At 53.1% G+C, this 24,566-nt stretch carries 24 protein-coding genes and 1 pseudogene; 9 read left to right on the plus strand and 16 right to left on the minus strand.

What is annotated here, in order from left to right; translation table 11 throughout:
- The first annotated feature begins 88 nt into the window (after positions 1 to 88).
- On the plus strand, positions 89 to 1,525 hold the full coding sequence (locus GOB85_RS06905) for a carbohydrate porin (RefSeq protein WP_242011342.1): 1,437 nt from the start codon (positions 89 to 91) through the stop codon (positions 1,523 to 1,525).
- 47 nt (positions 1,526 to 1,572) lie between these two features.
- Here GOB85_RS06905 and GOB85_RS06910 read toward each other — a convergent pair whose 3' ends face one another.
- Entirely contained in the window at positions 1,573 to 2,703 is a 1,131-nt protein-coding gene (locus GOB85_RS06910) for a type III PLP-dependent enzyme (RefSeq protein WP_173576825.1), read from the minus strand.
- A 451-nt stretch (positions 2,704 to 3,154) separates the two neighbouring features.
- Here GOB85_RS06910 and GOB85_RS06915 point away from each other — a divergent pair, with 451 nt between their 5' ends.
- On the plus strand, positions 3,155 to 4,141 hold the full coding sequence (locus tag GOB85_RS06915; RefSeq protein ID WP_173576826.1) for a YihY/virulence factor BrkB family protein: 987 nt from the start codon (positions 3,155 to 3,157) through the stop codon (positions 4,139 to 4,141).
- A 118-nt stretch (positions 4,142 to 4,259) separates the two neighbouring features.
- Here GOB85_RS06915 and GOB85_RS06920 read toward each other — a convergent pair whose 3' ends face one another.
- On the minus strand, positions 4,260 to 4,796 hold the full coding sequence (locus tag GOB85_RS06920) for a septal ring lytic transglycosylase RlpA family protein (RefSeq protein ID WP_173576827.1): 537 nt from the start codon (positions 4,794 to 4,796) through the stop codon (positions 4,260 to 4,262).
- Between the two features lie 315 nt (positions 4,797 to 5,111).
- Here GOB85_RS06920 and aroQ point away from each other — a divergent pair, with 315 nt between their 5' ends.
- The 6 genes from aroQ (at position 5,112) to GOB85_RS06950 (ending at position 10,853) form a co-directional block, all read left to right on the plus strand.
- On the plus strand, positions 5,112 to 5,567 hold the full coding sequence (gene aroQ, locus GOB85_RS06925; protein ID WP_173576828.1) for a type II 3-dehydroquinate dehydratase: 456 nt from the start codon (positions 5,112 to 5,114) through the stop codon (positions 5,565 to 5,567).
- The gene (locus tag GOB85_RS06930) at positions 5,564 to 6,022 is read left to right on the plus strand and encodes an acetyl-CoA carboxylase biotin carboxyl carrier protein (protein WP_173576829.1); all 459 of its coding nucleotides are present in this window, start codon (positions 5,564 to 5,566) and stop codon (positions 6,020 to 6,022) included. Before aroQ ends, GOB85_RS06930 begins: the two co-directional genes overlap by 4 nt.
- On the plus strand, positions 6,022 to 7,365 hold the full coding sequence (accC, locus tag GOB85_RS06935) for an acetyl-CoA carboxylase biotin carboxylase subunit (protein ID WP_173576830.1): 1,344 nt from the start codon (positions 6,022 to 6,024) through the stop codon (positions 7,363 to 7,365). Before GOB85_RS06930 ends, accC begins: the two co-directional genes overlap by 1 nt.
- Positions 7,366 to 7,965: 600 nt before the next feature.
- Positions 7,966 to 9,546 (plus strand): bifunctional phosphoribosylaminoimidazolecarboxamide formyltransferase/IMP cyclohydrolase, encoded by a 1,581-nt coding sequence (purH, locus tag GOB85_RS06940; protein WP_173576831.1) that lies wholly within the window; start codon positions 7,966 to 7,968, stop codon positions 9,544 to 9,546.
- A gap of 107 nt (positions 9,547 to 9,653) precedes the next feature.
- Positions 9,654 to 10,385: a hypothetical protein gene (locus tag GOB85_RS06945; RefSeq protein WP_173576832.1), complete on the plus strand. Its 732-nt coding sequence runs from the start codon at positions 9,654 to 9,656 to the stop codon at positions 10,383 to 10,385.
- A gap of 159 nt (positions 10,386 to 10,544) precedes the next feature.
- Positions 10,545 to 10,853 carry a transposase gene (locus GOB85_RS06950; protein WP_173576833.1) on the plus strand — a complete coding sequence of 103 codons (309 nt, stop codon included), beginning with the start codon at positions 10,545 to 10,547 and terminating at the stop codon, positions 10,851 to 10,853.
- A gap of 210 nt (positions 10,854 to 11,063) precedes the next feature.
- On the opposite strand, the gene trmB is transcribed toward GOB85_RS06950, so the two are convergent.
- The 4 genes from trmB to GOB85_RS06970 all read right to left on the minus strand — a co-directional run bounded on the left by trmB (position 11,064) and on the right by GOB85_RS06970 (position 15,626).
- Entirely contained in the window at positions 11,064 to 11,789 is a 726-nt protein-coding gene (gene trmB / locus GOB85_RS06955) for a tRNA (guanine(46)-N(7))-methyltransferase TrmB (protein WP_408737047.1), read from the minus strand.
- Positions 11,790 to 11,825: 36 nt separating this feature from the next.
- The gene (gene metK / locus GOB85_RS06960; protein WP_173576834.1) at positions 11,826 to 13,013 is read right to left on the minus strand and encodes a methionine adenosyltransferase; all 1,188 of its coding nucleotides are present in this window, start codon (positions 13,011 to 13,013) and stop codon (positions 11,826 to 11,828) included.
- 182 nt (positions 13,014 to 13,195) lie between these two features.
- The gene (dapB, locus tag GOB85_RS06965; protein WP_173576835.1) at positions 13,196 to 13,996 is read right to left on the minus strand and encodes a 4-hydroxy-tetrahydrodipicolinate reductase; all 801 of its coding nucleotides are present in this window, start codon (positions 13,994 to 13,996) and stop codon (positions 13,196 to 13,198) included.
- A 226-nt stretch (positions 13,997 to 14,222) separates the two neighbouring features.
- Entirely contained in the window at positions 14,223 to 15,626 is a 1,404-nt protein-coding gene (locus tag GOB85_RS06970) for a phospholipase D-like domain-containing protein (RefSeq protein ID WP_173576870.1), read from the minus strand.
- Between the two features lie 83 nt (positions 15,627 to 15,709).
- Between GOB85_RS06970 and GOB85_RS06975 the strand changes: the two genes are divergently transcribed.
- Positions 15,710 to 16,102, plus strand: coding sequence for a YraN family protein (locus GOB85_RS06975; protein ID WP_173576836.1), 393 nt, complete (start codon positions 15,710 to 15,712; stop codon positions 16,100 to 16,102).
- Positions 16,103 to 16,659: 557 nt separating this feature from the next.
- Here GOB85_RS06975 and grxD read toward each other — a convergent pair.
- The 10 genes and pseudogenes from grxD to GOB85_RS19200 all read right to left on the minus strand — a co-directional run.
- The gene (gene grxD / locus GOB85_RS06980; RefSeq protein WP_173576871.1) at positions 16,660 to 16,995 is read right to left on the minus strand and encodes a Grx4 family monothiol glutaredoxin; all 336 of its coding nucleotides are present in this window, start codon (positions 16,993 to 16,995) and stop codon (positions 16,660 to 16,662) included.
- Positions 16,996 to 17,052: 57 nt separating this feature from the next.
- Positions 17,053 to 17,283, minus strand: coding sequence for a BolA family protein (locus GOB85_RS06985; RefSeq protein WP_173576837.1), 231 nt, complete (start codon positions 17,281 to 17,283; stop codon positions 17,053 to 17,055).
- A 73-nt stretch (positions 17,284 to 17,356) separates the two neighbouring features.
- Positions 17,357 to 19,567: a phosphoribosylformylglycinamidine synthase subunit PurL gene (gene purL / locus GOB85_RS06990; protein WP_173576838.1), complete on the minus strand. Its 2,211-nt coding sequence runs from the start codon at positions 19,565 to 19,567 to the stop codon at positions 17,357 to 17,359.
- Positions 19,564 to 20,265, minus strand: coding sequence for a phosphoribosylformylglycinamidine synthase subunit PurQ (purQ, locus tag GOB85_RS06995; protein ID WP_173576839.1), 702 nt, complete (start codon positions 20,263 to 20,265; stop codon positions 19,564 to 19,566). The genes purL and purQ overlap by 4 nt, the downstream gene beginning before the upstream one ends.
- Positions 20,262 to 20,624 (minus strand): Rap1a/Tai family immunity protein, encoded by a 363-nt coding sequence (locus tag GOB85_RS07000; protein WP_408737050.1) that lies wholly within the window; start codon positions 20,622 to 20,624, stop codon positions 20,262 to 20,264. The genes purQ and GOB85_RS07000 overlap by 4 nt, the downstream gene beginning before the upstream one ends.
- Positions 20,625 to 20,656: 32 nt before the next feature.
- On the minus strand, positions 20,657 to 20,899 hold the full coding sequence (purS, locus tag GOB85_RS07005) for a phosphoribosylformylglycinamidine synthase subunit PurS (RefSeq protein WP_173576841.1): 243 nt from the start codon (positions 20,897 to 20,899) through the stop codon (positions 20,657 to 20,659).
- Positions 20,900 to 20,939: 40 nt separating this feature from the next.
- Complete coding sequence (gene purC, locus GOB85_RS07010; RefSeq protein WP_173576842.1) at positions 20,940 to 21,704, minus strand: phosphoribosylaminoimidazolesuccinocarboxamide synthase; 765 nt, start codon at positions 21,702 to 21,704, stop codon at positions 20,940 to 20,942.
- Positions 21,705 to 21,863: 159 nt separating this feature from the next.
- Positions 21,864 to 23,216, minus strand: coding sequence for an adenylosuccinate lyase (purB, locus tag GOB85_RS07015; protein ID WP_173576843.1), 1,353 nt, complete (start codon positions 23,214 to 23,216; stop codon positions 21,864 to 21,866).
- 676 nt (positions 23,217 to 23,892) lie between these two features.
- Positions 23,893 to 24,093 (minus strand): hypothetical protein, encoded by a 201-nt coding sequence (locus tag GOB85_RS19195; protein ID WP_242011334.1) that lies wholly within the window; start codon positions 24,091 to 24,093, stop codon positions 23,893 to 23,895.
- A 103-nt stretch (positions 24,094 to 24,196) separates the two neighbouring features.
- A pseudogene (locus GOB85_RS19200) lies at positions 24,197 to 24,541 on the minus strand (transposase); the annotation flags it as partial.
- Between the last annotated feature and the right edge of the window lie 25 nt (positions 24,542 to 24,566).

A 24,566-nucleotide genomic window follows, 5' to 3' on the forward strand; every position in this document is an offset into this window, starting at 1 on the left:
AAATAACGAGCAACAGAGCCGAAATTTCATGCCTTTTCTTCCGTTTGTTTCTGATATGCCCCGCCATATGTTTTCTGTATTCCGAAAGATGCCGCTTGCGGTCGCAGCGAGTTTTTCCCTTTTGTCAGGCGTCGCATCACTTCCAGCAGAAGCTCAGATATTGCCGGGCGGAAACAGTGCCGTTGGCCTCGAACCTTCTCTGGCGGTCAATAACGAGCTCGGCAAAGACAACCAGTATCCTCAACAGTTTTCTGCACCTTATGGTGCGACTCATTTTTTCGGAGACTGGTGGGGTGCTCAGACGTGGTTGCAGGATCACGGCATCCATATTCTGGTCGATGTGCATGAAGAACTGGCCGGAAATTTCCGGGGTGGATGGCGTCAGGGTGTGACAAATGCCGGACAGGTTGGTGTTGAGACAGACGTCGACTGGGGAAAGCTGACAAACGCAAAATTTATGGATGGCTTCTGGACACATATGATGGTCGTTAACGGCCATGGACAGAATCTCAGCACACAGTATATCGGCGATGCGATTGGCGGAGTTCAGCAGATCTATGGTGCTCGAGGCAACGTCGTGGCGCATCTTGTGTATCTTTGGGGCGAAAAGACGTTTCTCCACAATCGCATCGACGTCAGTGCAGGCTGGATTCCAGTAGGCAGCTTTTTCGCCGCCTCCCCACTTTATTGTATGTTCATGAACGTCGCGATGTGCGGAAACCCGGCGCCTAATAAATATACTCAGGGCAACCGTGACTGGCCATCTGGCAATCTGGGTTTTGTGGTTCGCGTAAATCCGACACGCGACACTTACATCATGGCTGGATTATTCGCTGTGTCACCGCATTCGTTCAATGGCGGCATTTCAGGCTGGGCCTGGGCACAGGACGGACTTGGAAAGTTTTCATCTCCCGTCGAAGTTGCCTGGATGCCTCATTGGGGCCGCAACAAACTTGATGGCCATTACAAAGCTGGTTTCAGCTATGACAACTCCCGTTACGCTGATCTTTATTCCGATATTAACGGAAATTCCTGGCAGGAAACCGGTCTTCCGGAAAGAATGCATGCCGGTCGGGCCAGCGCCTGGGTTCAGCTCGACCAGATGCTTATTCGCAATGGCGCAGGGCCAACAAATGGCCTGATTGCTCTCGCCGGATATATGTGGACAGATGGCCAGACAACAGCAATGGCACACCATGCCTGGGCCGGAATGGTGGAAACAGGTGCTCCGTGGGGACGTCCTCTCGACAGTATCGGCGCTATGTACCAGTGGCTTGATATGAGCCGGGCCGTGCTGCTTCAGCAGGAGAGTTCACGGGCTCTCGGTCTTCCGTATCTGTCGAACCAGTGGGGTCCAAGCTGGGGCGAGCAGACGCATGAGAATGTCTATGAACTGTTCTATAACGCGCATGTAGCGCCAGGCCTGACCCTCCAGCCTGATTTTCAATACATTAACCGTCCGGGGGGAACGACGACTTTCCATGATGCCGCCGTTATGGGACTTCAGTTCAACGTAGTGCTCTGAATCTTTGTGTACCCGGCATCAGAGAATACCGGGTACACTTCACAATCTCAGATATAATGCTCCGAGAGGGGTGCAAAACCATTAAATCGCGTTGAGCAGTAGGTCGAAACGTAAGCACCCGTTCCCAGGATCTGCACACGGTCACCGGCTTCAAGCGTCACCGGCAACGCATAATAGGATTTTTCATAAAGGATATCGGCGCCATCACATGTTGGCCCGGCAAGAGCAACCCGTTCTGTTTCTTCGCCATCTCGTTCAGTACGAAGAGCATAGCGAATCGACTCCCCCTCAGTTTCGGCAAGACCACCAAAACGTCCGATATCAAGATAGATCCACCGGGGTCCGTCCACGTATCCACGCCGACTGGCAAGAACAACTTCCGAGCAAACCACCCCTGCCGCACCAACAATGAAACGACCTGGCTCAACCAGTATCTCCGGAAGCGCCTCGCCAAAATTGGTCTTCATGGCACGTTGGATGACCTGACCAAAATGCGCGATGCTGGGGACATCATCCCGATAGCGGATCGGAAAGCCGCCGCCAAGATTTACCATCCTCAGGCGCAGCCCGTCTGCGGCAAGATCGGCCAGCAACGTTCCCACCTGCACAATTGCCGCCTCATAAGCATCGGCGCAAATCTGCTGACTACCGACGTGAAAAGACACACCGTATGGGTCGAGGCCAAGCTTTCGTGCATGAAGCAACAATTCACGGGCACTTTCAGTCGTCGTGCCGAATTTACGCGACAAAGGCCATTCTGCCCCGTGGTTGTTCACCAGCAAGCGACAATAGACGCGTGCGCCTGGAGCAAACCGGGCGAGCTTTTCCAACTCCTCGATACAATCGAAAACAAACAGCCGGATGCCAGCTTCATAAGCGGCTTTGATAGCTGATGCTTTCTTGACCGTATTCCCAAAAGAAATGTTCTCCGGCCGGGCTCCGGCCGACAGGCACAGATCCACCTCTTCCCAGGAAGCTGCATCGAAACAGGCCCCTAGAAAAACGAGCCTGTCAAGAACAGGTCGGGCTGGATTAGCTTTTACAGCATAATAAATCCGCGCGGACGGAAGTGCTGCCTGCATGCTGTGATAATGTTCCTCGACATTATCAACATCAACGACCAGACAGGGTGTTGCGGGCTGTTTTTCTGAAAGAAACTGCGCGATTTTTAGTGTCATCGCACTTAATCCCTATCTGGGCCTGCCAGAACAGAGTCATGGCGGGCGTGTTGCGAAACGGTCTAACGGACCAGCGACCAAGACTGAATCCCCTGCGGGATCCCGATTGCCAGAACGCTTGACGTCGTTGCGTAACCTCAGTGGGCCAGTGGCACGTGCGTTGCTGCGTAGGGAGGCGCATATGGAACCAAACCGACACACATGCAATAGAAAGTTTGGCTCTTCGCGAAAAAAAGTGGAACGGGTTGATGAATTCCTTTTAAAACCAGGCAGTATTGCTGCGTCCGCCACACCGAAGTCATCGCAATTTCATCATCCCAGGCTGCAGTTTCTCCGCATCAGGCGCCTGCGTTTCACACGCAAGTGGATGTGTCTCACCTTAAGCGTATCAGTCTGAGTTACTCGCGATTACAGAGATGGTCAGACATTTTTTCGAGGTTAAGTACCTTTTATGAGTTCCACTCTGTCCGCAGCCCAGTCAGAACACGCCGCTGCCGCAAACGGCACAGATCTGACTGGCGAACAGAAACCGGCACAACCTGCGATTCTTTCACCTCTGCATCTGACATCCACGCAGTGGAAAGCAATTTGCAAATCGACAATTATGGCACTGATCTCCGGTCCCACTACGCTGGTAGCGGCAGGCTGTGCTTTCTATGCCACTCTGGCCTTATTTCCCGCGATCAGCACGCTTATTTCGATTTATGGTCTCGCTTTCGACGTTCAGAGCGTGGCGACGCAACTGGATATGATGCGGAATCTCCTGCCACCGGCGGCATTCTCCATCATTCAGGATCGGGTACAGGAACTGGTATCCGAACCTCACAGTTCGCTGACACTGAACCTGCTTATCTCAACGTCAATCGCCCTGTGGTCAGCTTCTGCCGGAATCAAATCGATCCTGTCAGCGCTGAACATCGCCTATGGCACGAGTGAAACCCGGAACTTTTTTGTGTTTCAGGCATTAGCCCTTTCGCTGACACTGGGAGCCACTGTGGAAGCGTGCCTGGGTGTGGCCACCATGGTCGCACTCCCCATTCTGTTCCAGTATCTTCCGGTTCTGCTCATGATCCAGCCTCCCGCAGGATCAGTGGAACTGGCTGTGCGGCTGACCGGACTTGGAACCATGGCCAGCTTTATGATCGTGGCTTACATGATCCTGTTCCGGTTCGGACCAAGTCGACATCATACCAAATGGCGCTGGGTCGCCCCGGGAGCGATTGCCGCGACATTCATATGGCTCCTGGTAGCCTCCGGCTTTTCCTATTATGTCGCAAACATAGCCAGTTATGGATCAACTTATGGCCCACTGGGCGCATTTGTTGCAATCATGATGTGGTTTTTCGTAAGCGCGTGGGTCGTGCTTCTTGGTGCTGAGTTCAATGCTGAAATGGAAGCACTCGCGTCAGGACTGAAGAGAGACGTCCTTCAGGTTTAGCCAGAAAACCTGAATCGCGGCAGATAAATCGGCCTGATCTGCCGCGCGCAAGGCCAATATTCCGAGAGATAACGCCTTTATCCGAAAAACAAAAATGGCGCGCAGTCAGTACGACATGTTATTTCCCATTATCTTCCGGTGCTTCCGCCACCTCAAGGACTTCTTCGGGACGCACTGGCCTGACTGTCACATGAGCGACACCACTGTTCAGCATACCGAGCTGCGAGGCAGCCGCATGGGATAAATCGATGATTCGGCCTCTTTTGTACGGACCGCGGTCGTTAACTGTCACAACAACTGACCTGCCAGTTTCTTCTGAACTCACCAGCAATTTTGATCCGATTGGGGCGGAAGGGTGCGCTGCAGTCATTTCAACAGGACTGAACAGATGGCCGGAACTGGTCTTCTTATGGGCAAAACGCCCACCGTACCAGCTTGCTAACCCGGTCTGGATGCGGGCACCTGACGTGGCTAACCGCCGGGTAAAAGCCGCACGCACTGACGCGGACCACGACGTATGCACCGTCGCATCACGAGCCACGACTTGCTCTGTTCCTTTGGCATCGTCTGCTTTAGCATGACTGCTCCACATCAGTCCTGCCAGAACCAGAAGCGAAAAAGCGCCCGATCCATTTTTTCCGCGCTCAGATATCACAGACCAATCCGGGATCAGTTTCAGAATGACACCAGTAAACCCAACCCGAAGCCCAAATTCAACCCTGATTCAATCCGAGGTAAGATAAAGATATTACCAGAAACAATACCTCGATAATATTTCGTAAACATAATCGTATTGTGACCCGATATTGAGAATTTTTACACTGTTCTGCCTTAGTTAAACCATATAAGCGACTCTCGCGATCAGATGCCTTCTGTTCCCTGCTGAGCACAGACAGACAGAGTCGCAGACAAGCCAATACGCTCAATCACTCTTGGAGCCGACCGCCGGTCGTGCTAACGGCGCCTCATCATGGACCGACCTCTTATCTCCGTTCTGAACGGACCCAACCTGAACATGCTTGGATTGCGCCAGCCGGAAGTGTACGGTCGCGCGACCCTTGACGATGTCGAACAACTCTGTGCGCAGGCGGCGGAACGACTGGATATTGGTATCGATTTCCGTCAAACCAACGGTGAGGGAGAGCTTATTTCCTGGGTTCAGGAATGCCGCGGACGGGCGCAGGGAATAATCATCAATCCGGCAGGTTACTCACATACGTCCATCGCATTGCTCGACGCATTGCTCGCCGTGGATCTTCCTGTGATCGAAGTCCATATTTCGAATATTCACCGCCGCGAAGCATTCCGACATCAATCCTATGTATCACGTGGCGCTCTTGGCGTTATCTGTGGGCTGGGTGTGCAGGGATACGCGCTCGCGCTCCAGGCTATGACCGATATTATTCTCAGCGAGGACACGCAATGAGCCGACTGCTCGTAGACGCAGATGCCATACGGGCATTGGCCGGCATCCTGACGGAAACAGGACTTACAGAGATTGAGATTGCGGAGAAGGACAGCCGTATACGGGTCGTACGCGCTGCGGCGCCAGCTGTTGCCCCTGTGCAGACAATCCCGGTTCAAACGATCGCCGCAGCCGGACCTGCTACGCCAGTCGCAGCTGCGCCAGCTGATTTTTCCAGGCATCCGGGCGCGGTTAACAGTCCGATGGTCGGAATTGCCTATCTGGCGCCTGATCCATCTTCCCCTCCATTCATCAGCATCGGACAGGCAGTGACAGCCGGACAGACACTTCTGCTGATTGAAGCCATGAAGACCTTCAACCAGATCAAGTCCCCCAAAAGCGGGACTGTAAAACAGATCCTTATCGAATCCGGTGACCCCGTTGAATTCGGTCAGCCACTCGTCATTGTTGAGTAATGTTTTCCAAAATTCTGATCGCCAATCGCGGCGAAATTGCCCTGCGTATCCTGCGGGCATGCCGCGAAATGGGGATCCGCACAGTAGCCGTACATTCGACGGCAGATGAAAGCGCGATGCATGTACGGCTTGCCGATGAGGCAGTCTGCATCGGGCCGCCATCAGCAAAAGACTCTTACCTGAATGTTGCTGCCATTCTTTCAGCGGCTACGATCACCGGAGCAGAAGCCATCCACCCCGGATATGGTTTCTTGTCGGAAAACGCGGATTTCGCTGAAACCGTCGAAGCGCATGGCCTGGCTTTTATTGGCCCGACCGCGGAACATATTCGCACTATGGGTGATAAAATCACCGCCAAGACCACAATGCAGGCGCTTGGAGTGCCCCTGGTTCCAGGTTCGGCTGGCGAGCTTGCAACCCTGGACGAGGCGCGGGATGTCGCGGCGCATGTCGGTTATCCGATTCTGATCAAAGCCACTGCCGGCGGTGGCGGACGTGGCATGAAAGTCGCTCATAGTGAAGATGAGCTGGCTGAAGCCTGGAGCGTCGCGCGAACGGAAGCGCTGGCAGCTTTTGGCAACGATGCCGTTTATCTGGAAAAATATCTCGATCGTCCCCGCCATATCGAATTACAAATTCTGGGCGATACGCATGGAAATGTTGTGCATTTCGGCGAACGCGACTGCTCTCTCCAGAGGCGACATCAAAAACTGCTGGAGGAAGCGGGGTCGCCCGCTCTTTCTACAAAGGAACGTGATGCGATTGGAGCGACAGCCACAGCAGCTCTGGCAAAATTGGGCTATCGGAATGCGGGCACGCTGGAATTCCTGTATCAGGACGGGCAGTTCTCATTCATCGAGATGAATACCCGGCTGCAGGTAGAGCATCCGGTGACGGAAATGGTTTGCGATGTTGATCTCGTTCGCGAACAAATTCGTATCGCGGCGGGAGAAGAACTGGGTTACTCTCAGTCTGATATCAGTTTCTCCGGGCACGCGATTGAATGTCGTATCAACGCGGAAGATCCGGATACATTCATCCCAAGTCCCGGAACGATCACAGTATTTCATCCACCTGGTGGTCTGGGCGTCAGAATGGACAGCGCGATTTATACGGGTTATCGTGTGCCTCCGTTTTATGACAGCATGATCGGCAAGCTGATCGTGCATGCACCAACGCGGGCGGCCGCCATTGCAAGAATGCAGCGTGCTCTGGATGAGATTGTCGTCGAAGGTGTAAAAACCGTCGTTCCGTTACATAAGCGCATTCTCTCCGATCCCGAGTTTCAGAGAGGGGACTATACCATCCATTGGCTGGAACGTTTCACGAGTCGGAAATATTGATAGTCTATAACGGCGCATGCCGCTTTTCAGCGCATGCGCCGTTACTTTATCCTCTTCCCGAACATCGATCAGCACTATAAGGTCGTTACGATCGTGGAAAATTCAGAGACTAATCAGTGACCGCAGCGATCCTGATATATTTACCATAGACACAACCAAAATATTTTCGAGTAAATTAGTAAATGTACTCGAGATTATTTAGTTCCTGCCCGAACCCGGACGGTTACTCCACAGCCGACAAGAGCCTCTTTCGTCGATCAGAATCAGTTGATTGTTGTGAGAACCTGTTTCGCTATTAAATTAAGGCTAATCGGTAGCAATACGGCACTCCCGATGGAACACTCGCCGATGAGATGACAGGAAAGCTCATCCGCTCAAACGCCAACCGATTATCCTGATCGCCAGGTCCTGACGGCGTGCATTACTTACATGAAAAGCCTGAAGCGCCTTGTAAGCCTGGCCGGGAACCCGGGGCCACAAGACGCCGGCTTCATCTCTGTTGCCAATGCAAGGGGGGCTGGTTAATTACGCCGCGAGATCGTCATCTGCATTGTTGAGGATGCACGAAAACCACAGCGACGCCGAGAAAGAGAGTTTCCGATGAGTCAGCCGTCCCTTCTGCCTGTAAGACGCGCCCTTCTTTCCGTCTCAGACAAGGCCGGGCTTATCGGGCTCGCACAGGCCCTTGTGGCTCAGGGGGCAGAAATCCTCTCAACCGGAGGATCGGCCAGAGTTCTCCGTGAGGCACGCTTGCTCGTAACCGAAGTCTCTGACCATACGGGGTTTCCGGAAATTCTGGATGGTCGGGTCAAAACACTCGTGCCGCAGATTCACGGCGGCATTCTTGGGCGTCGCGACATGCCTGAGCACGTAGCCCAGATGGAAACTCACGGGATTGCTCCGATCGATCTCATAGCCGTCAATCTTTATCCCTTCGAAGCTACCGTAGCCTCAGGAGCTTCGGATGATGACTGCATAGAAAACATCGATATTGGCGGGCCGGCGCTGATTCGTGCTGCTGCCAAAAACCATCCTCATGTGGTGGTGCTGACTGACCCTGATCAGTATGGCAGGCTTCTCGCGGCTCTCAGCGAAGGTGGAACAACGCTTGAAACAAGGCGAGAACTTGCCGGGGCAGCTTACGCACGTACAGCCTCATATGACGCTGCGATTTCCGCGTGGTTTGCTGAAAAACGTGGCGACGTCCTTCCTGAGCGTTTCACCCTGGCCGGTCAGCGGCGTGAAGTGCTCCGCTACGGCGAGAACCCGCACCAGAAAGCTGCCTTTTACACTGATGGCAGCAAGCGCCCTGGCGTTGCGACAGCACGTCAGATCCAGGGAAAAACACTGTCTTACAACAATCTGAATGATACTGACGCGGCTTTTGAAGCTGTTGCGGAGTTTGAATTGCCGGCGGTCGTAATCGTCAAACATGCCAATCCCTGTGGTGTCGCAACCGCAGCCACTTTTGTCAGTGCGTGGGACAACGCGCTGCGCTGTGATCCTGTTTCAGCTTTTGGTGGCATCGTTGCGCTGAATGGAACTCTGGATGCAGCTACAGCTGCAAAAATCGCCACGATTTTCACAGAAGTTATCGTCGCTCCCGATGCTACTGATGCAGCTAAGGAGATACTCGCGCGGAAGAAAAATCTCCGGCTCCTCCTGACTGATGCTCTGCCTGATCCAGAGGAAGGCGGAGTCATTGTGCGCTCCGTCGCCGGTGGCTTCCTGGCCCAGACGCGAGATAATGGACGGATCGATACAACTCATCTGAAAGTTGTGACCAGACGTGCTCCAACCGTTGAAGAGATGAAGGATCTCCTCTTCGCCTTCCGTGTGGCCAAACACGTAAAATCAAACGCTATTGTATACGCTAAAGACGGCGCGACCGTTGGAATTGGTGCCGGCCAGATGAGCCGCGTCGATTCCGCTCGTATCGCCGCAAGCAAAAGTGCTGAAGCAGCTGCGGCTCTTGGGCACAGCGATCCACTGACAAAAGGCAGTGTTGTCGCTTCCGATGCTTTTTTCCCTTTCGCGGATGGCCTCGAGACCATCGTGTCTGCGGGTGCGACTGCCGTGATTCAACCAGGCGGATCCATCCGGGACGATGAGGTCATTGCGGCCGCCGACGCAGCCGGAATTGCAATGGTTTTTACTGGTATGCGTCACTTCCGACACTGACCCGCTGACATCTCGCTTGTCCTGTGACATGCCTCATGTCGCTATAAGCATTGTTTTTTCGCCATGCAGTCTGGCGCAACCTGATAAGTGGTTCACCGGATGTGCGAATGCCTGGATCTGTCATGCGTCAGTTTTTTCATTTTATGGCAATCGTTTTCGGAACAGCGACCACTTGCGCGGTGTTTCCTGCCTGTGCCGCGAATACGGGCAATGTTTCCGTTTATGATTTTTCTGTACTCCCGAGCTTCAACGGAACAGTGGCGCAATATCTTCCTTCTCCCGGCGGTGGCGTTACAGGAGTGCTTCTGACGGACGGAACTGAGGTACTGGTCTCTTCGGACCTGGCATGGGCCTTACCCAAGATCGTGAAACGTGGAGAGCATATTACGGGAACAGGCCTCAAAGGCAAAACGTTGCCGCTCGTCAGAGCCTTCACGATCTCAGGCCCGCATGGAGAACGTACTGAGGATACAGGCATCACGATGCCCCGGCACTCACCTGAGATGATCGCCGGACCTGATATTGCTGCTCATGGCACAGTCTGGATGCGCCTCTATGATGTTCAGGGAGCGCTAAATGGTGTGGTCCTGAAAGACCACACAGTTGTCAAAGTTCCGCCCGGCGCTGCAGCACGAATTGCGACATGGCTTGTACCGGGTGCTACGGTTTTTGCTGCCGGCCCGGGCACATCGGGGGAACTGGGTGTCGCTATCAATGCCCATGAGATTGGACCAGACAGCCATCAGCTCATTTCTCTGGCTGCTGAAGATGCTCCTCCTCCCGGACCGCCGCCGGGGTCACCGGGCTATGATATTATCTCTGCCGCTGAGACCCACTGACCGATAACGGGCGACACTGACCCGGAGTGTTTGCTGTGCATGTAAATCTGCATGAAAAAATTATTACTGAGTAAATGCGTCGCCTACTTTGGGTGGCGTTTTCACGTTTCCGACTACTGATTATGGTGGCTATTTTCATCTGCATGGCCAGTCGTCGCCTTGGGCGTGCATGCCGTCGTCACACTGGACGGCGCCGGATGGGCACAGGACTGGCGGCAAGCTCAGCCTTGCCAGACAAGACAATATCAGCCTTCTGCACCTGCGCTCTATTCTCCGGAGCTGAACCCGGTCGAAAATGTCTGGCAGCTTCTGCGATCGAATTATCTCGCCAACCGCGCCTTCAAAACCACCGAGAACATCGTCAGCGCTTGTTGTGATGCATGGAACACATTCGTCGCACTTCACGACAGAATACGCTCAATCGCTTCAAGACCATGGACACAACAGGTCAATATGTATAGCCGTTGATATTATACCAACCCGCATAATAGATTGACCATCATAAAGGAGCCCGGGACCCGGGAGGGACCTCAGGCCCCTTCACACCGATCTGTTGAATAACAAACCAGTTTCCAGAGGTCTGTGACCTTTAGTTGGATGCGGGCCGGAGCCCCGGGACGCTCTTTTCATGTGTCAGCCTCAACGCTGGCTGGTATTAATCTTAAAAATGAAAACGCCTTAGCGCCGGATAAAACGCCAGTAAAATGGCTGGCGACCAGCCTTAATCGCTTTTGCTTCATATCGCGTGGGCGGCCAGTCATCAGGGCGAATTGTTACCGCCTCAGCGATCTCAAAGAGATTCTGATTTTCCATCACTTCCTCGACCCAGGCCTGATAGGTCGGGTCATCGCTGGCAACTCTCCATTCAGAACCCGGTTTCAATACCCGCGCTACAAGTGACAGATTTCCCGGGTGAACAAAGCGACGTTTAGCATGCCGGGCTTTTGGCCACGGGTCAGGAAACATCAGAAATAGTCGATCAAGTGATGCTTCCGGCAACTGTGCCAGAAGCAATCTTGCATCGTCATCCCAGACTCTTAGCGTGGGTGGAAGAGGCGCTGTCGCTTCCTGTCCTTCAGGAAATAATCTGGAGAGAAGCGAACAGAGACCATTCTCGAATACTTCCGAAGCAATATACCCTACCGCAGGATATGCGGCGACCTGAGCAACAACATGCTCTCCTCCGCCAAACCCGACTTCCAGCCAGATTTGCTTTGGCTGAACCGTGAAGGCCGATGCCGGGGATCCGGCGTCCCGCAGCGGAAAACGTATGCGAGGAAGTGCTTCGTCAATCAGACACTGCTGACGTTGCCGCAGCGGTCGTCCCTTTTGTCGCCCATAAAGACGCGGAGCTGGCGGCTTTACCTCAGCCACAATATGTTGTGGCTGAGGTTCCTTCGACACTATCTTTATCTGCTCCATCATACCCCGATTGCAGTCTCAGCGGTTAAAAGCACCGCGAAGAGCATCGACTAGGTCGATCCGTTCCCATGGGAATGTGTCACGCACCTCATCGGGCGTACGACCGAAGTGACCATAGGCAGATGTTTCTGTATATATCGGGCGATTCAGACGCAGATGCTGGCGAATACCACGTGGCGACAGATTCATCACTTCGCGCAGAACCTGTCCGAGCTTCGTTTCGTCGACATCTTTACCAGTGCCGTCAAGATCGACATAGACTGAAAGGGGATGCGATACGCCGATGGCATAAGAGATCTGCAACGTACAACGATCCGCAAGCCCTGCTGCCACAACATTTTTCGCCAGGTAGCGACAGGCATAAGCGGCCGAACGATCGACTTTCGTCGGATCCTTCCCCGAAAACGCGCCGCCACCATGCGGAGCAGCGCCACCGTAGGTATCGACAATAATTTTACGGCCAGTCAGACCGGCATCACCATCAGGGCCACCAATGACGAAAATTCCGGTAGGATTCACATAGAATTCATCTTCCGGCGGGAGCCAGCCATCAGGCAGAACATCGGCGACAATTGCCCTGAGTTCATCTCGCAAAGCATTCTGGCTCATACCTTCATCATGTTGCGTGGAAATCACAACAGATGTTGCACCAACCGGCTTACCGTTCACATAACGCAAAGTAACCTGGCTTTTTGCATCTGGCTGGAGACCAGCAGCACGCGAATCACCTGCACGACGCAGGTCACGCATCGTCTTCAGAATTTTGTGCGAGTAGAAAAGTGGCGCCGGCATAAGAGTTTCGGTTTCATCTGTCGCGAACCCAAACATGATGCCCTGATCGCCTGCGCCCTCATCCTTATTATCGGCGCTGTCGACACCAACAGCGATATCAGCGGACTGAGCGTGAAGATAATTAGCAATTTCGGCGTTTTTCCAGGAAAAACCAGGCTGGTCGTAACCAATATCCCGAATTGCCTCCCGCGTCGCCTCAATCAGGCTATCTGAAGTCACAGATGCCGGACCTCGCACTTCACCTGCCAGGATGACGCGATTGGTTGTTACCAGCGTCTCGCACGCCACTCGTGATTCAGGATCTGCCATCAGATACGCGTCCAGAACGGTATCACTAATCCGATCAGCCACTTTATCCGGGTGGCCTTCGGACACTGATTCTGAAGTAAACAGGAACTCGCCGTGCTTGATCATGATTGTGCCGACTGCCTCACTAAAAGGTGGAATTATCGCGACCCCGCGAACATTGCGCCTGGGAGGCATGTCGTTTGACGGAGGATATGCCGCTGGTCAAGACGCGGGTCTGTTAATCTGGGTCACACGAGATGGGATACAGTGCCATAGCGACCTCACTGGCCGCTACATGGTCTTGCTATTTATTCAAGACCCAACACGTCGTCCATTGAATAATGACCTGGATGCTGACCAGACACCCACCCGGCAGCCCGCACAGCGCCATCAGCAAACACCCGCCGGTCGAATGCGCGATGACCCAGTTCGATCTGTTCTGTGGCTGAAGTGAAAAGCAAGGTATGTTCTCCCACGATCTGCCCGCCCCGCAATGCGGCGAAACCTATTGCTCCGGTCTTGCGTGGCCCGCACTGCCCCTCCCTGGCAGGCTCTCTGACTGCAGCCAGTGTTGTCTGCCTGCCTTCCGCAACCGCTTCACCAATAGCAAGAGCGGTGCCTGACGGAGCGTCGACTTTCTGACGATGATGCATTTCCACGATTTCGGCATCATATTGTTCTGCCGACAGTACAGCCCCCATTTCGCGAGCAATACGCATAACAAGCGTCACCCCTGTCGAAAAATTCGCAGCCTGCACTACCGGAATCCGCATTGCGGCTGCATCCACCGCACGCTGATCGCTGGCAGTTAATCCAGTCGTTCCAAGTACCCATGGGACACCCGCATCCGCCAGAACAGCCGCGTGCGGAATAACTGTCGACGCATGCGTAAAGTCGATGACAACATCAACGTCGCCTACCAATTCGGAGATATCATTCACAAGCCTGAAACCATCCGGCAATGGATCAGACGCCAGCGCTTCATCGTCGATTTGCCGGGAGGTGCCTGCAACCACGACAAAGCCAGATTCTACAGAACTCTGAGCCAGCCTCCGCCCCATCCGGCCGGCAATGCCGGTTATGCCAACGCGTAACGGATGAGGCGTCATCGCAGCAAAAATCCTTCAAATACTGGGGAATCAGGGTGGCGACGCGACCTGGGGGGAAGGACCGCGTCGCCGGTATTCATCCACGGTGCGAGTTTGGGGGACCACCATGGACCCCATTCTCCTACGACGTTTGCAACACTGGTTCAATGTTCAGGCATGTCGCTTTAACACAGACAGTTACCGCATTTCTCCGTTGCTCTGACACAATGGAGAAAGATAAATTTTCTCACAGATATGGTGACATGAGACGCGCGGCAGCATCACGCAACTGAACAGGAAATGACCTTTCATCGAGGTCATGGTGAGTAAGCCGGCGTTTGCGATGACGAGCAATGAAATCATCGATCTCACACGCAAATCCGGAACTGTAGCATTCCACGTTAATCTCAAAATTCAGCCTTAAGCTGCGCATGTCGAGATTAGAACTTCCAATAAAAGCCCAGCTCCGGTCAACGCTGAACAACTTGGCATGATTAAAGGGTGCCTCTGCGAGCCAGACACGACATCCGGCATCAAGCACAGGATGAATATCCGCACGACAGGCCCAGTCCATGATCAGATGGTTACTCGCCTGTGGAATGATAATATCGACTACAACGCCCCTGAGAGCTGCAAGACCAAGTTCCGTAGAAATGCGTGTACCTGGCAGAAAATAAGGAGTCATCAACCGTATGCTGGTTTTTGCCAGCGTGATCGCCTGCAGCATTGTAAATTCAATTTTCTCGAGATCAGTGTCGGGACCTGATGTAACAACCCGCATCACATCGTCGCCAGCCTCATCCGGGATCGGGAAATAAATCTCCCCGCTCAGATCCTCTTCACATGTGAAAGCCCAGTCCCAGGCGAATGCCTCGGTAAGTTGTCTGACAATAGGCCCCTGAAGTCGGAAATGAACATCGGACACCGGATTCGCCGGATGCCAGGCTACAACATTTTCATCCCCGATATTAATGCCACCAATGAACCCCGAATGGCCGTCAACAACGAGAATTTTGCGGTGATTACGAAGATTGATAAACGGCATCCGCCAAGGCAGCATCGAATGCAGAAAACGACTGCAGGGAACGCCCGCGGCTCGCAAACGACGCACTGCCGGACAGATGAAATATCCTGCGCCGATGCCATCAACCAGCACTCGCACAGCCACTCCCCGGTTATGAGCTGTTATAAGCGCTGCTATAAATTGTTCTCCGATACGGTCTCCTCGGAAAATGTAAGAAGACAGCAGGACACTCGCGCGCGCCGCAGCAATAGCTTCAAGCATTGCGGGATATGTGCCATCACCATCAATAAAGGCATCAATGCAGTTACCACCGATCAACGGACGGCCTGTCAGTTTACCAACCATACTGGCCAGTGGAGCAAATGGCCCTTCATTTGAACGGATAGCATAGTGGAGCGCGGGCGCCTCTGGATTACCCCGCTTGCGAACCAGTCGTCGGGCAAGACGCCTCACACGATTGATTCCAAACATCCCATAAAGACACACACCTACAAACGGCATCATAAATGCCGTACTGATCCATCCGATCGCTGAAGCTGTGTCCCTTTTTGTGAGCATAATGTGTGCACTGACGACAAGTGTCACAGCAAAATGAGACAATACGATTACGATCAAAAGAATTGTCATACAGCACAAATCATAACTGCGACTTCTCGCCTTTACTGATCTTCGCATTCATAGAATTTTTATAAACGTTCGCAATAACGGCGATGATGTCCAACCGTTATTTTGAAGCATACCGCGCAAACAAAGGCCGCCTCGCTTACGCTGCCGGGGTAACGGCTGAGATGATCGCAGAAGCGGCACTCATTTCAGCCGGGTCTGAAATATTACTACGAAGAGCGCGAACCAGTCGCGGCGAAATTGATCTGATCGCACAACATAAAACACAATTATGTTTTATTGAAGTCAAGCACAGACCAACATGGACAGAGGCGGCAGAATCTCTCACCCGTCGCCAGCAATACCGTATTATACAAGCAGCAGAAATTATTCTTGCAGGCCACCCTGAGTGGACTTACGAATCGATCAGCTTTGATATGATTGCTGTTAATGAGTCAGGAGAAGCGCGGCGAATCAAAAACGCATTCTGGCTTGATTAAAGTGACTCTTTAAAACCTGGACTTCGAAAAAAAGACCATCGTTTCCAATGGTCTCACCTGTTCATTATCAGGTGCGGTGCCGCACATGCATGGCAGAACCGGAACGCTTCACTGTACGAAAAGAGGCCAGATGGATAAGGCCTTGAGAGTTGCGATGTGCGGCAACCTGAAAACTATGCGCCCGACTGTGTGATGCACCACTTATATGATGCACAACGTGATACACTGGCGCTGCCGTGAGAGACTCTAACGTAAGTTTACTTGCCTCATAATCGGAAATAACACGTTCCGCGTGGGCTGGCTTTACCGTGGAAAACACGAACACGGCAGAAATCCCGGCGGTGAACAAACTCAACTTTCGCATTACGCTTCCGATCATCGCAATCCTCACCCCACCAATTTGCAACCCACTATAACCAGGAGGGCCTTTCCGACAACCCCCAAAGCATTAACGCATCGATATTATCAAAACATTTCCAGCAACAGACAGGCAGTTCAGCCACAAAAAAGCGCACGATCATATGATCGTGCACTTTTTCAACAAAATCACCAGAGTATCAAGCTGACGCTGTTACAATTCCCTTTTCAGCAAGCATTGTCTGGAGTTCGCCCGACTGAGCCATTTCACTGACGATGTCGCAACCGCCAACGAATTCACCTCTCACATACAACTGTGGAATCGTCGGCCAGTCAGAGAAAATTTTGATTCCCTCTCTGATCTCAGGATCCGCAAGCACATTTTCCGTTTTAAACGGCACTCCTATGTGATTGAGAATCTGAACAACTCTGGCAGAGAAACCGCATTGCGGAAAATCTGCCGTCCCTTTCATAAACAACATCACAGGATTGGCTTCAATCAGCGCCTGAATACGCTGTCCGGCAGGTGTTGACATCATTAATTACTCCAGTTTTCAGGAACTCTCAGACTGAAAAACAGCGACAATCATACTTCAGGGAGTTGCAGTCTTTAGAGCAAGGGCATGAAGTGTTCCCCCCATATGTCCCTGAAGAGAATTATACACCATCTGATGCTGCCTGACCCGCGATACCCCATGAAAGGCCTTACTCACAACCGTACAGGCATAATGATCACCGTCACCAGCGAGATCATCAATCGTAACAATAGCATCAGGGAATGCTTCACGAATATAAGCCTCGATTTCTGAAGCCTTCATAGCCATCAGCCTGCCCCTCGCTTTTTATCCGCCAGACTTTCTTTCTGATCTGACGCGCAACCGCATCAACAAGTATACCTCAGGCGCCCATCAAAGATGGAAAAAATGCGGCATTAGCCGCCCTCAGACGAGGTATGGATATTGTCGCACCACTAGGCAAGGTCAAACCACCCCCTCCGATCTTTCCCATCAGACGCGACGGAATACCACGCATGCCAGCTTCGTGTAAAAGCTCCTGCCCATCGGAGTTGACAGCAAGAAGATAACGTCCCTGATCCTCACCAAACCAGTAAGCTTCTGGCCGCATACCTGATTGCGGCGGCTCAAGCTCGCAGCCCTCTCCACCGGCCATAATCATCTCAGCCACAGCGACGAGAATGCCTCCATCTGAAACATCATGGCAAGCCGCCACTTTACCTGAAATGATCTGCTCGCGCACGAAATCTCCGTTGCGTCGCTCTGCACGAAGATCAACGTCAGGAGCGTCACCGGTCTCGCGACCGAGTATTTCTCTCAACCAGAGCGACTGACCAAGATGCCCTTTTGTTTCACCGATCAGTATCAGAACGCCGCTGCGAGGAATCGCCATACCAACATGTTTTTCAACATCAGCAAGCATACCAAGACCACCGATAGCTGGAGTCGGCAAAATAGCACGGGTCGATCCGTCCGGATTCCGCGTCTCATTATATAGAGAAACATTGCCACTTACCACGGGGAAATCAAGAACCCGGCAAGCTTCTCCCATACCTTCGATCGCAGCAACAAACTGAGCCATGATCTCGGGTTTTTCAGGGTTGGCGAAATTCAGGTTATCGGTCACAGCCAGCGGAGTTGCTCCCGTCGCCGTAATATTTCGCCAGGCTTCAGCGACTGCCTGCGCTCCACCTGATCGCGGATTCGCGTAGCAATAGCGAGGTGTACAGTCAGTAGTCAGGGCAAGGCCTATCGACGTATCTTCAACTCGCACAATCGCCGCATCTGCGCCACCCGGACGCTGAGCAGTCTGACCACCAACCGTGCTATCATACTGGTTCCATATCCACGCACGGGACGCCAGATCCGGGCAACTGATAAGTGTTATAAGCGCCTGTTCCAGCCCGACAGGATCGTGAACGGGCCCGATCGGCTCCGGTGCAGGCAGAGTTGCAACAGGGCGATCATAAATCGGAGCCTCATCCGCAAGCGGAGCAAGCGGAATATCCGCTTCGATAGCGCCTTTGTGCCGGACTACAATCCGGCCTGTGTCAGTCAGTTGCCCAATAACTGCGAAATCAAGTTCCCATTTCTCAAAAATTGCCCGGGCCTGCTCGGTGCGATCCGGTCGAAGAACCATCAGCATACGCTCCTGGCTCTCTGACAGCATCATTTCATAGGCTGTCATATCAGGCTCGCGCTGCGGCACGGAGTCCAGATCAAGATCTATACCAACATTTCCCTTGCCCGCCATCTCAACAGAAGATGATGTAAGCCCTGCGGCGCCCATGTCCTGAATTGCAATAATTGCATCGGTTGCCATCAACTCAAGACAAGCTTCAATCAGCAGCTTTTCCACGAAGGGATCGCCAACCTGCACAGTAGGCCGCTTAGCCAGAGCATTTTCGTCAAATTCAGCAGAAGACATGGTCGCGCCGTGGATACCATCGCGCCCGGTTTTGGAGCCAACATACACAACCGGGTTACCAATACCGGCTGCTGCGGAAAGAAAAATCCGATCCTTTCGCGCCACTCCGACGGTCATTGCGTTGACCAGGGGGTTGCCATCGTATGCCGGATGAAAATTCACCTCGCCACCAACGGTGGGCACACCGACACAGTTGCCGTATCCGCCGATGCCCCGCACTACCCCGTCGACAATCTGTCGCGTGCGCGGATTTTCCGGTGACCCAAAGCGCAGAGCATTCAGATTAGCAACTGGTCGGGCGCCCATCGTAAAAACATCGCGCAAAATACCACCGACGCCCGTCGCCGCGCCTTGGTACGGTTCAATAAAGGACGGATGGTTATGGCTCTCCATCTTAAAGATGGCAGCAAGACCCTCTCCGATATCGACAACGCCTGCATTTTCACCAGGCCCGTGAATCACCCATGGCGCAGTCGTTGGCAATGTACGAAGCCATTTTCTCGAAGACTTATAGGAACAATGTTCAGACCACATCACCGAAAAAACGCCGAGTTCTGTCAGATTTGGTACCCTGCCCATAATTATGAGCACCTGGTCATATTCCTCACCGGAAAGACCAAACTGACGAGCGAGCGCGGCATCCACGACTTTCTGCTTCGAACTCACTGGACGACTGCCTCCACCAAACTTTCGAACAGCGGCCTGCCGTCCTCACCGCCCATCAGAGAGTCCACCAGATCCTCCGGGTGCGGCATCATACCGCACACCCGGCCATCTGAACTGACGATTCCGGCTATAGCATTGAGGCTGCCATTTGGGTTGGTTTCACGATCCTGCGGCGACACAACACCATCTGATGCTGAATACCGAAAGGCAACACGACCTTCACCTTCGAGCATTTCCAGCGTTTTCTCGTCAACCACATAATTACCGTCGCCATGTGCCAGCGGTGCACGGAAAACATCATCTTTCTGCCACCGGGCGGTAAACGGTGTCTCCGCATTTTCCACTCGAAGAAAGCAATCCTGAGAAAGAAAACGAAGGCTGGCGTTCTTCAGCAATGCTCCGGGAAGCATTCCTGTTTCGGTCAGTATCTGAAAACCATTACAAACGCCCAGAATATATCCACCCCGTTCTGCAAATTTCCTGACCTCATGCATTATCGGGGAATGCGCAGCCATGGCGCCACAGCGAAGATAATCGCCATAACTAAAACCACCAGGCAAAACAATCAGATCCAGATCCGGAAGATGCGTATCCTGATGCCAGAGTATTTTCGGCGCACGACCAGAAACAGATCTGAGCGCAATCGCCATATCCCGCTCCCGATTAGTCCCCGGAAAGACGACAATACCGGCTTTCATTTCGAACTACCGATTGCGGCACCACAAGGATAAGAGTCATGCAAGGCCATAAAAACTCCCTCCCCCACAGGCTTATCCAGCACATCCTGATGAGCCTTCAGCCAGGAAACGACTTTCCCACGCATAGCGACACCGGACTCAGTCTGAGGGATGCAAAATCCGGCTGAAGCTTTCGGATCGCCCTCATTACGATTATTGACTTTCCCAAGCGCACCAGCGTCAGCAACGCCTGAAATATAAGCGTCGCAGACCTGCGCTCCAGCTGGACGAGAGCAGATACGCCCAAAATTTCCAGCTTTCATCGGAGAAACTCGCTGGGCGTTCGCATCAGCAGCAGCCACCAACAATCCGACACACATGCAGGAAACAACACTAATCAGGTCAAGTCGCCTCATTTCGCGATTTCCACAATAAAATCCTCAATAACCTGATTTGCCAGCAAACTTTCCGCCATTTTATGTGCCCGCTGCGCTGCACGCTGAGGATTCTCTTCATCCAGATCAAGTTCGATCACTTTACCCGTGCGAACCTCGCACACCTCTGGAAACTCCAGAACATGAAGCGCGTGATTAATGGCTTTGCCTTGCGGATCAAGCACACCCTCTTTGAGCGAAACTATTACCCTTACCTTCATACCGCCTCCCGCTACTTTTATCTCCGCAGTCAGCTGCAGGCTACTGCATCATTTCCGAGCCCTTCATATCACCGTTGCCGGCTTCGGGCAGTATTCCAAGTCGTCGGGCAACTTCCTGATAGGCTTCCTCAACCCGTCCCATATCACGACGGAATCTGTCTTTATCCAGCTTTTCGTTTGTTTTGGCGTCCCATAACCGACAATTATCCGGTGAGATCTCATCAGCAAGGATAATGCGCATCTCTTCATCTTCCCACAGACGCCCGAACTCAAGTTTAAAGTCGATAAGCACAATCCCGACACCGGCAAACAACCCACACAGAAAATCGTTCACCCGCAATGCGATTGCGACCATATCGTCCATGTCGTGCGTACTTGCCCAACCAAACGCGGTGATATGTTCTTCGGCAACCATTGGATCGCCAAGAGAGTCATTCTTATAATAATACTCAACAATAGACCGGGGCAGCCTCGTGCCTTCCGGTATCCCCAGACGTTTGGCGATACTCCCTGCCGCGACGTTACGGATCACAATTTCCAGAGGAATGATCTCAACCTCACGAATCAACTGCTCACGCATATTGATACGACGAATAAAGTGGGTTGGGATTCCAACTTCCTGCAACCGCAACATGATATATTCACTAATACGGTTGTTCAGGACGCCCTTGCCGGTAATGATACCCTTCTTTGATCCGTTCCCGGCTGTTGCATCATCCTTGAAATACTGCACGAGTGTCCCGGGTTCCGGTCCCTCGAACAGGATTTTAGCTTTCCCTTCGTACAGCTGGCGTCGGCGGGCCATTGTCATCCTTTACTCACTTGGGTGCGGTGCGATCCGCACTTTTCAAGGGCCGCAATACAGGCGCCTCATGTCATGCGGGTGCCTCTTAGCAGCCTTCGAAGCCAGATGATACAGCCGCATGCACTCTGCATTATCCGATGTCAGGGCACCCAGGCAGTTTCACCCGGCAACGGATCCAGTTTCTCCAAAAACCACTCTGTAACGATCATCAATCGCTTTCAAATGCGAACAGCTATCCATCGCGGCATCAAGCACTTCAGGAGTAATTCTCCCTGCTATATCAGGATCAGTGTCCAGATTTTCGCGAAATGTGCGACCATTCGGCTTACCAAGCTGCGTCCATGTAGCCATCGCACAGCGTTGCACGATTTTATAAGCATCTTCCCGCAGCACACCAGCCCGGGCAAGGGCAAGCAAAACCTCGCCAGAATGCACAATTCCACCCAGGCTCTCGATATTGGCAGCCATTTGCTCCGGATAAACGATCAGTTTATCCATCATCCCCGCAAGCCGCACAAGAGCAAAATCCAGCCCGACGGTTGCGTCCGGACAGATGTTACGTTCAACGGAGGAGTGGCTGATGTCGCGCTCATGCCAGAGCGCAACATTTTCCAGCGCGGGAATCACATGAGACCGAACCAGACGAGCGAGCCCCGTGAGATTTTCCGACAACACCGGATTACGTTTATGCGGCATAGCCGACGAGCCTTTCTGGCCCGGATGGAAGAATTCCTCTACCTCACGAACTTCCGATCGCTGCAAATGACGCACTTCCGTTGCCAGACGCTCAATGCCGCTTGCTATCACAGCAAGAGCACAGAAATAAGCTGCGTGACGATCCCGGGGAATGATCTGGGTCGAAACAGGTTCCGGCATCAGCCCCAGTTTTTTCGCGACATAAGATTCAACACGCGGATCAAGATGAGCAAAAGTACCAACAGCGCCTGAGATCGCGCACGTGGCAATTTCAGCTCGAGCGGTCAGCAGCCGTGTGCGGTTGCGTTCAAATTCAGCATAATGCCCCGCCATCTTGAGTCCGAACGATGTGGGTTCAGCATGAATCCCATGGGACCGCCCGATGGTCAGTGTGTACTTATGCGTGAAAGCCTGCTTTTTCAGCGCTGACAGAACAGCATCCACATCAGCCAGAAGAAGGTCCGTTGCCTGCGTCAATTGCACGGCGAGACAGGTATCGAGCACGTCAGATGACGTCATACCAAGGTGCACGAAGCGGCTCTCGGGGCCAATTTTCTCCGCTAACCAGGTGAGAAACGCGATAACGTCATGTCGCGTCTCGGCCTCGATCGCATCAATCCGATCGAGGTCTAATTGGGAGAAAGCCGCAATAGCTGCATCTCCGCGACCCCGAATAATCTCCGCAGCTTCACCTGGGATTTCACCGAGTTCAGCCATAGCTTCACACGCGAGCGCTTCGATTTCGAACCAGATACGATACCGGTTCTCTGGTGCCCATATGGCCATCATCTCGGGTCTTGTATAACGAGGCACCATCGGGCGTTGCCCTCCTGCTGTTTTGGGGCCGGCATAACCGGAGATCACCCGGCGGTCCTAAAACATTTCCCACGCCGGTGGAATGTTCTGCCCGAAAAAGAACGCTTACCAGTTCCAGACAACAACACGGTTTCCATTTCGTAATCCTCAGGAAACCCTCCGTTAATCAATAAGATTATAAATGAGATTACAACCAAAAAATGGAATAATTAACCCCATGACCGTCCCTCAGCTACCGTATCTTCTACAATCCGGAAGCACCAGAAATCTGCAACACAATCAGAGCGAGCACTCATCCTTACAACACTCCCCAAAACGTACTGAGCCTGACGGTTACGCTTTTCGTGGCATGACAATCGGCGGATTGCTATGCCTGCCGTTTTGGATTTGGGCGATATGGTTAGTGTCACATCGTTGAATTAATCCGCGCCGTAAGGGGGACCTCAGAGTCCGTTCGGTCAGGTTTTCCGGTAATTGCTCACGTGGTTGGCGGAAGGGGTTGCGCTGTATGATGTAATTTAATTTGGTTTATGGATGTCGCGCCGACCGCGCATTAAACTGAGTGAAGCCGGGAAAGATGTCCTGCTGGCCCAGCAGCGGGAGATGATCGAGCGTTTGGTTGCGCGGATATCGGAACTTGAGGCGTTGGCGGCGGGCAAGCCGCGCAGCACCTCATTCAATTCGCATATCCCGCCCGCGAAAGACGGTTTTGGTCGCGGCAGAAAGCATCCTCCGCAAGCGTCCACCCAGCGAGAGGAAGGCGCGGCCCCTCGCAGTTACGCCGGACAGGACCGAACGTGTCATGGCCAATGCCTGTGGCCATTGCGGCATGGATGTATCGGGGGAAGCCCAGCGTTGTCAGCATCGTTACGACCATATCGACCCGCCGCCGATCCAAGCGATTGCGGCTCGGGTCGCACACTATTCGGTGGCCGCTGTCGGGGATGTGGTCGTCGCTATCGTGCGCCGACGCGCCAGCGGCGATGTCGGCTGCGTGCACGGTGGCCTACATCATAGCCCGGCGGATCAATCCGCCGCCCCCTTTTCGGCGCTCTTCACGCTCTGGCTGCCTATCACAACCGTTGTCGGGCTGACATCTCTGCCGTCCCACTGCCATCGGTCAAGATAGTCGCAAAGCGTGGTGCGCGGCGGAAGATCGTTTGGGATTGCTTACCATTTGGCAGCCAGTGCTCAGAATATACATGATCCCGTTGACGACATCGCGCGTCATTCACCTGACGTTTGCCGCCGCCGCGCTTCGCAGGCGGAATAACCGACTTGGTCAGATCCCTTCCATTGTCAGTCAAATCACTCAGGTAACCCATATGGTCACGATTGTAGCGGGTGCAG

Source organism: Acetobacter fallax (assembly GCF_011516735.1).
GTDB classification, from domain to species: domain Bacteria; phylum Pseudomonadota; class Alphaproteobacteria; order Acetobacterales; family Acetobacteraceae; genus Acetobacter; species Acetobacter fallax.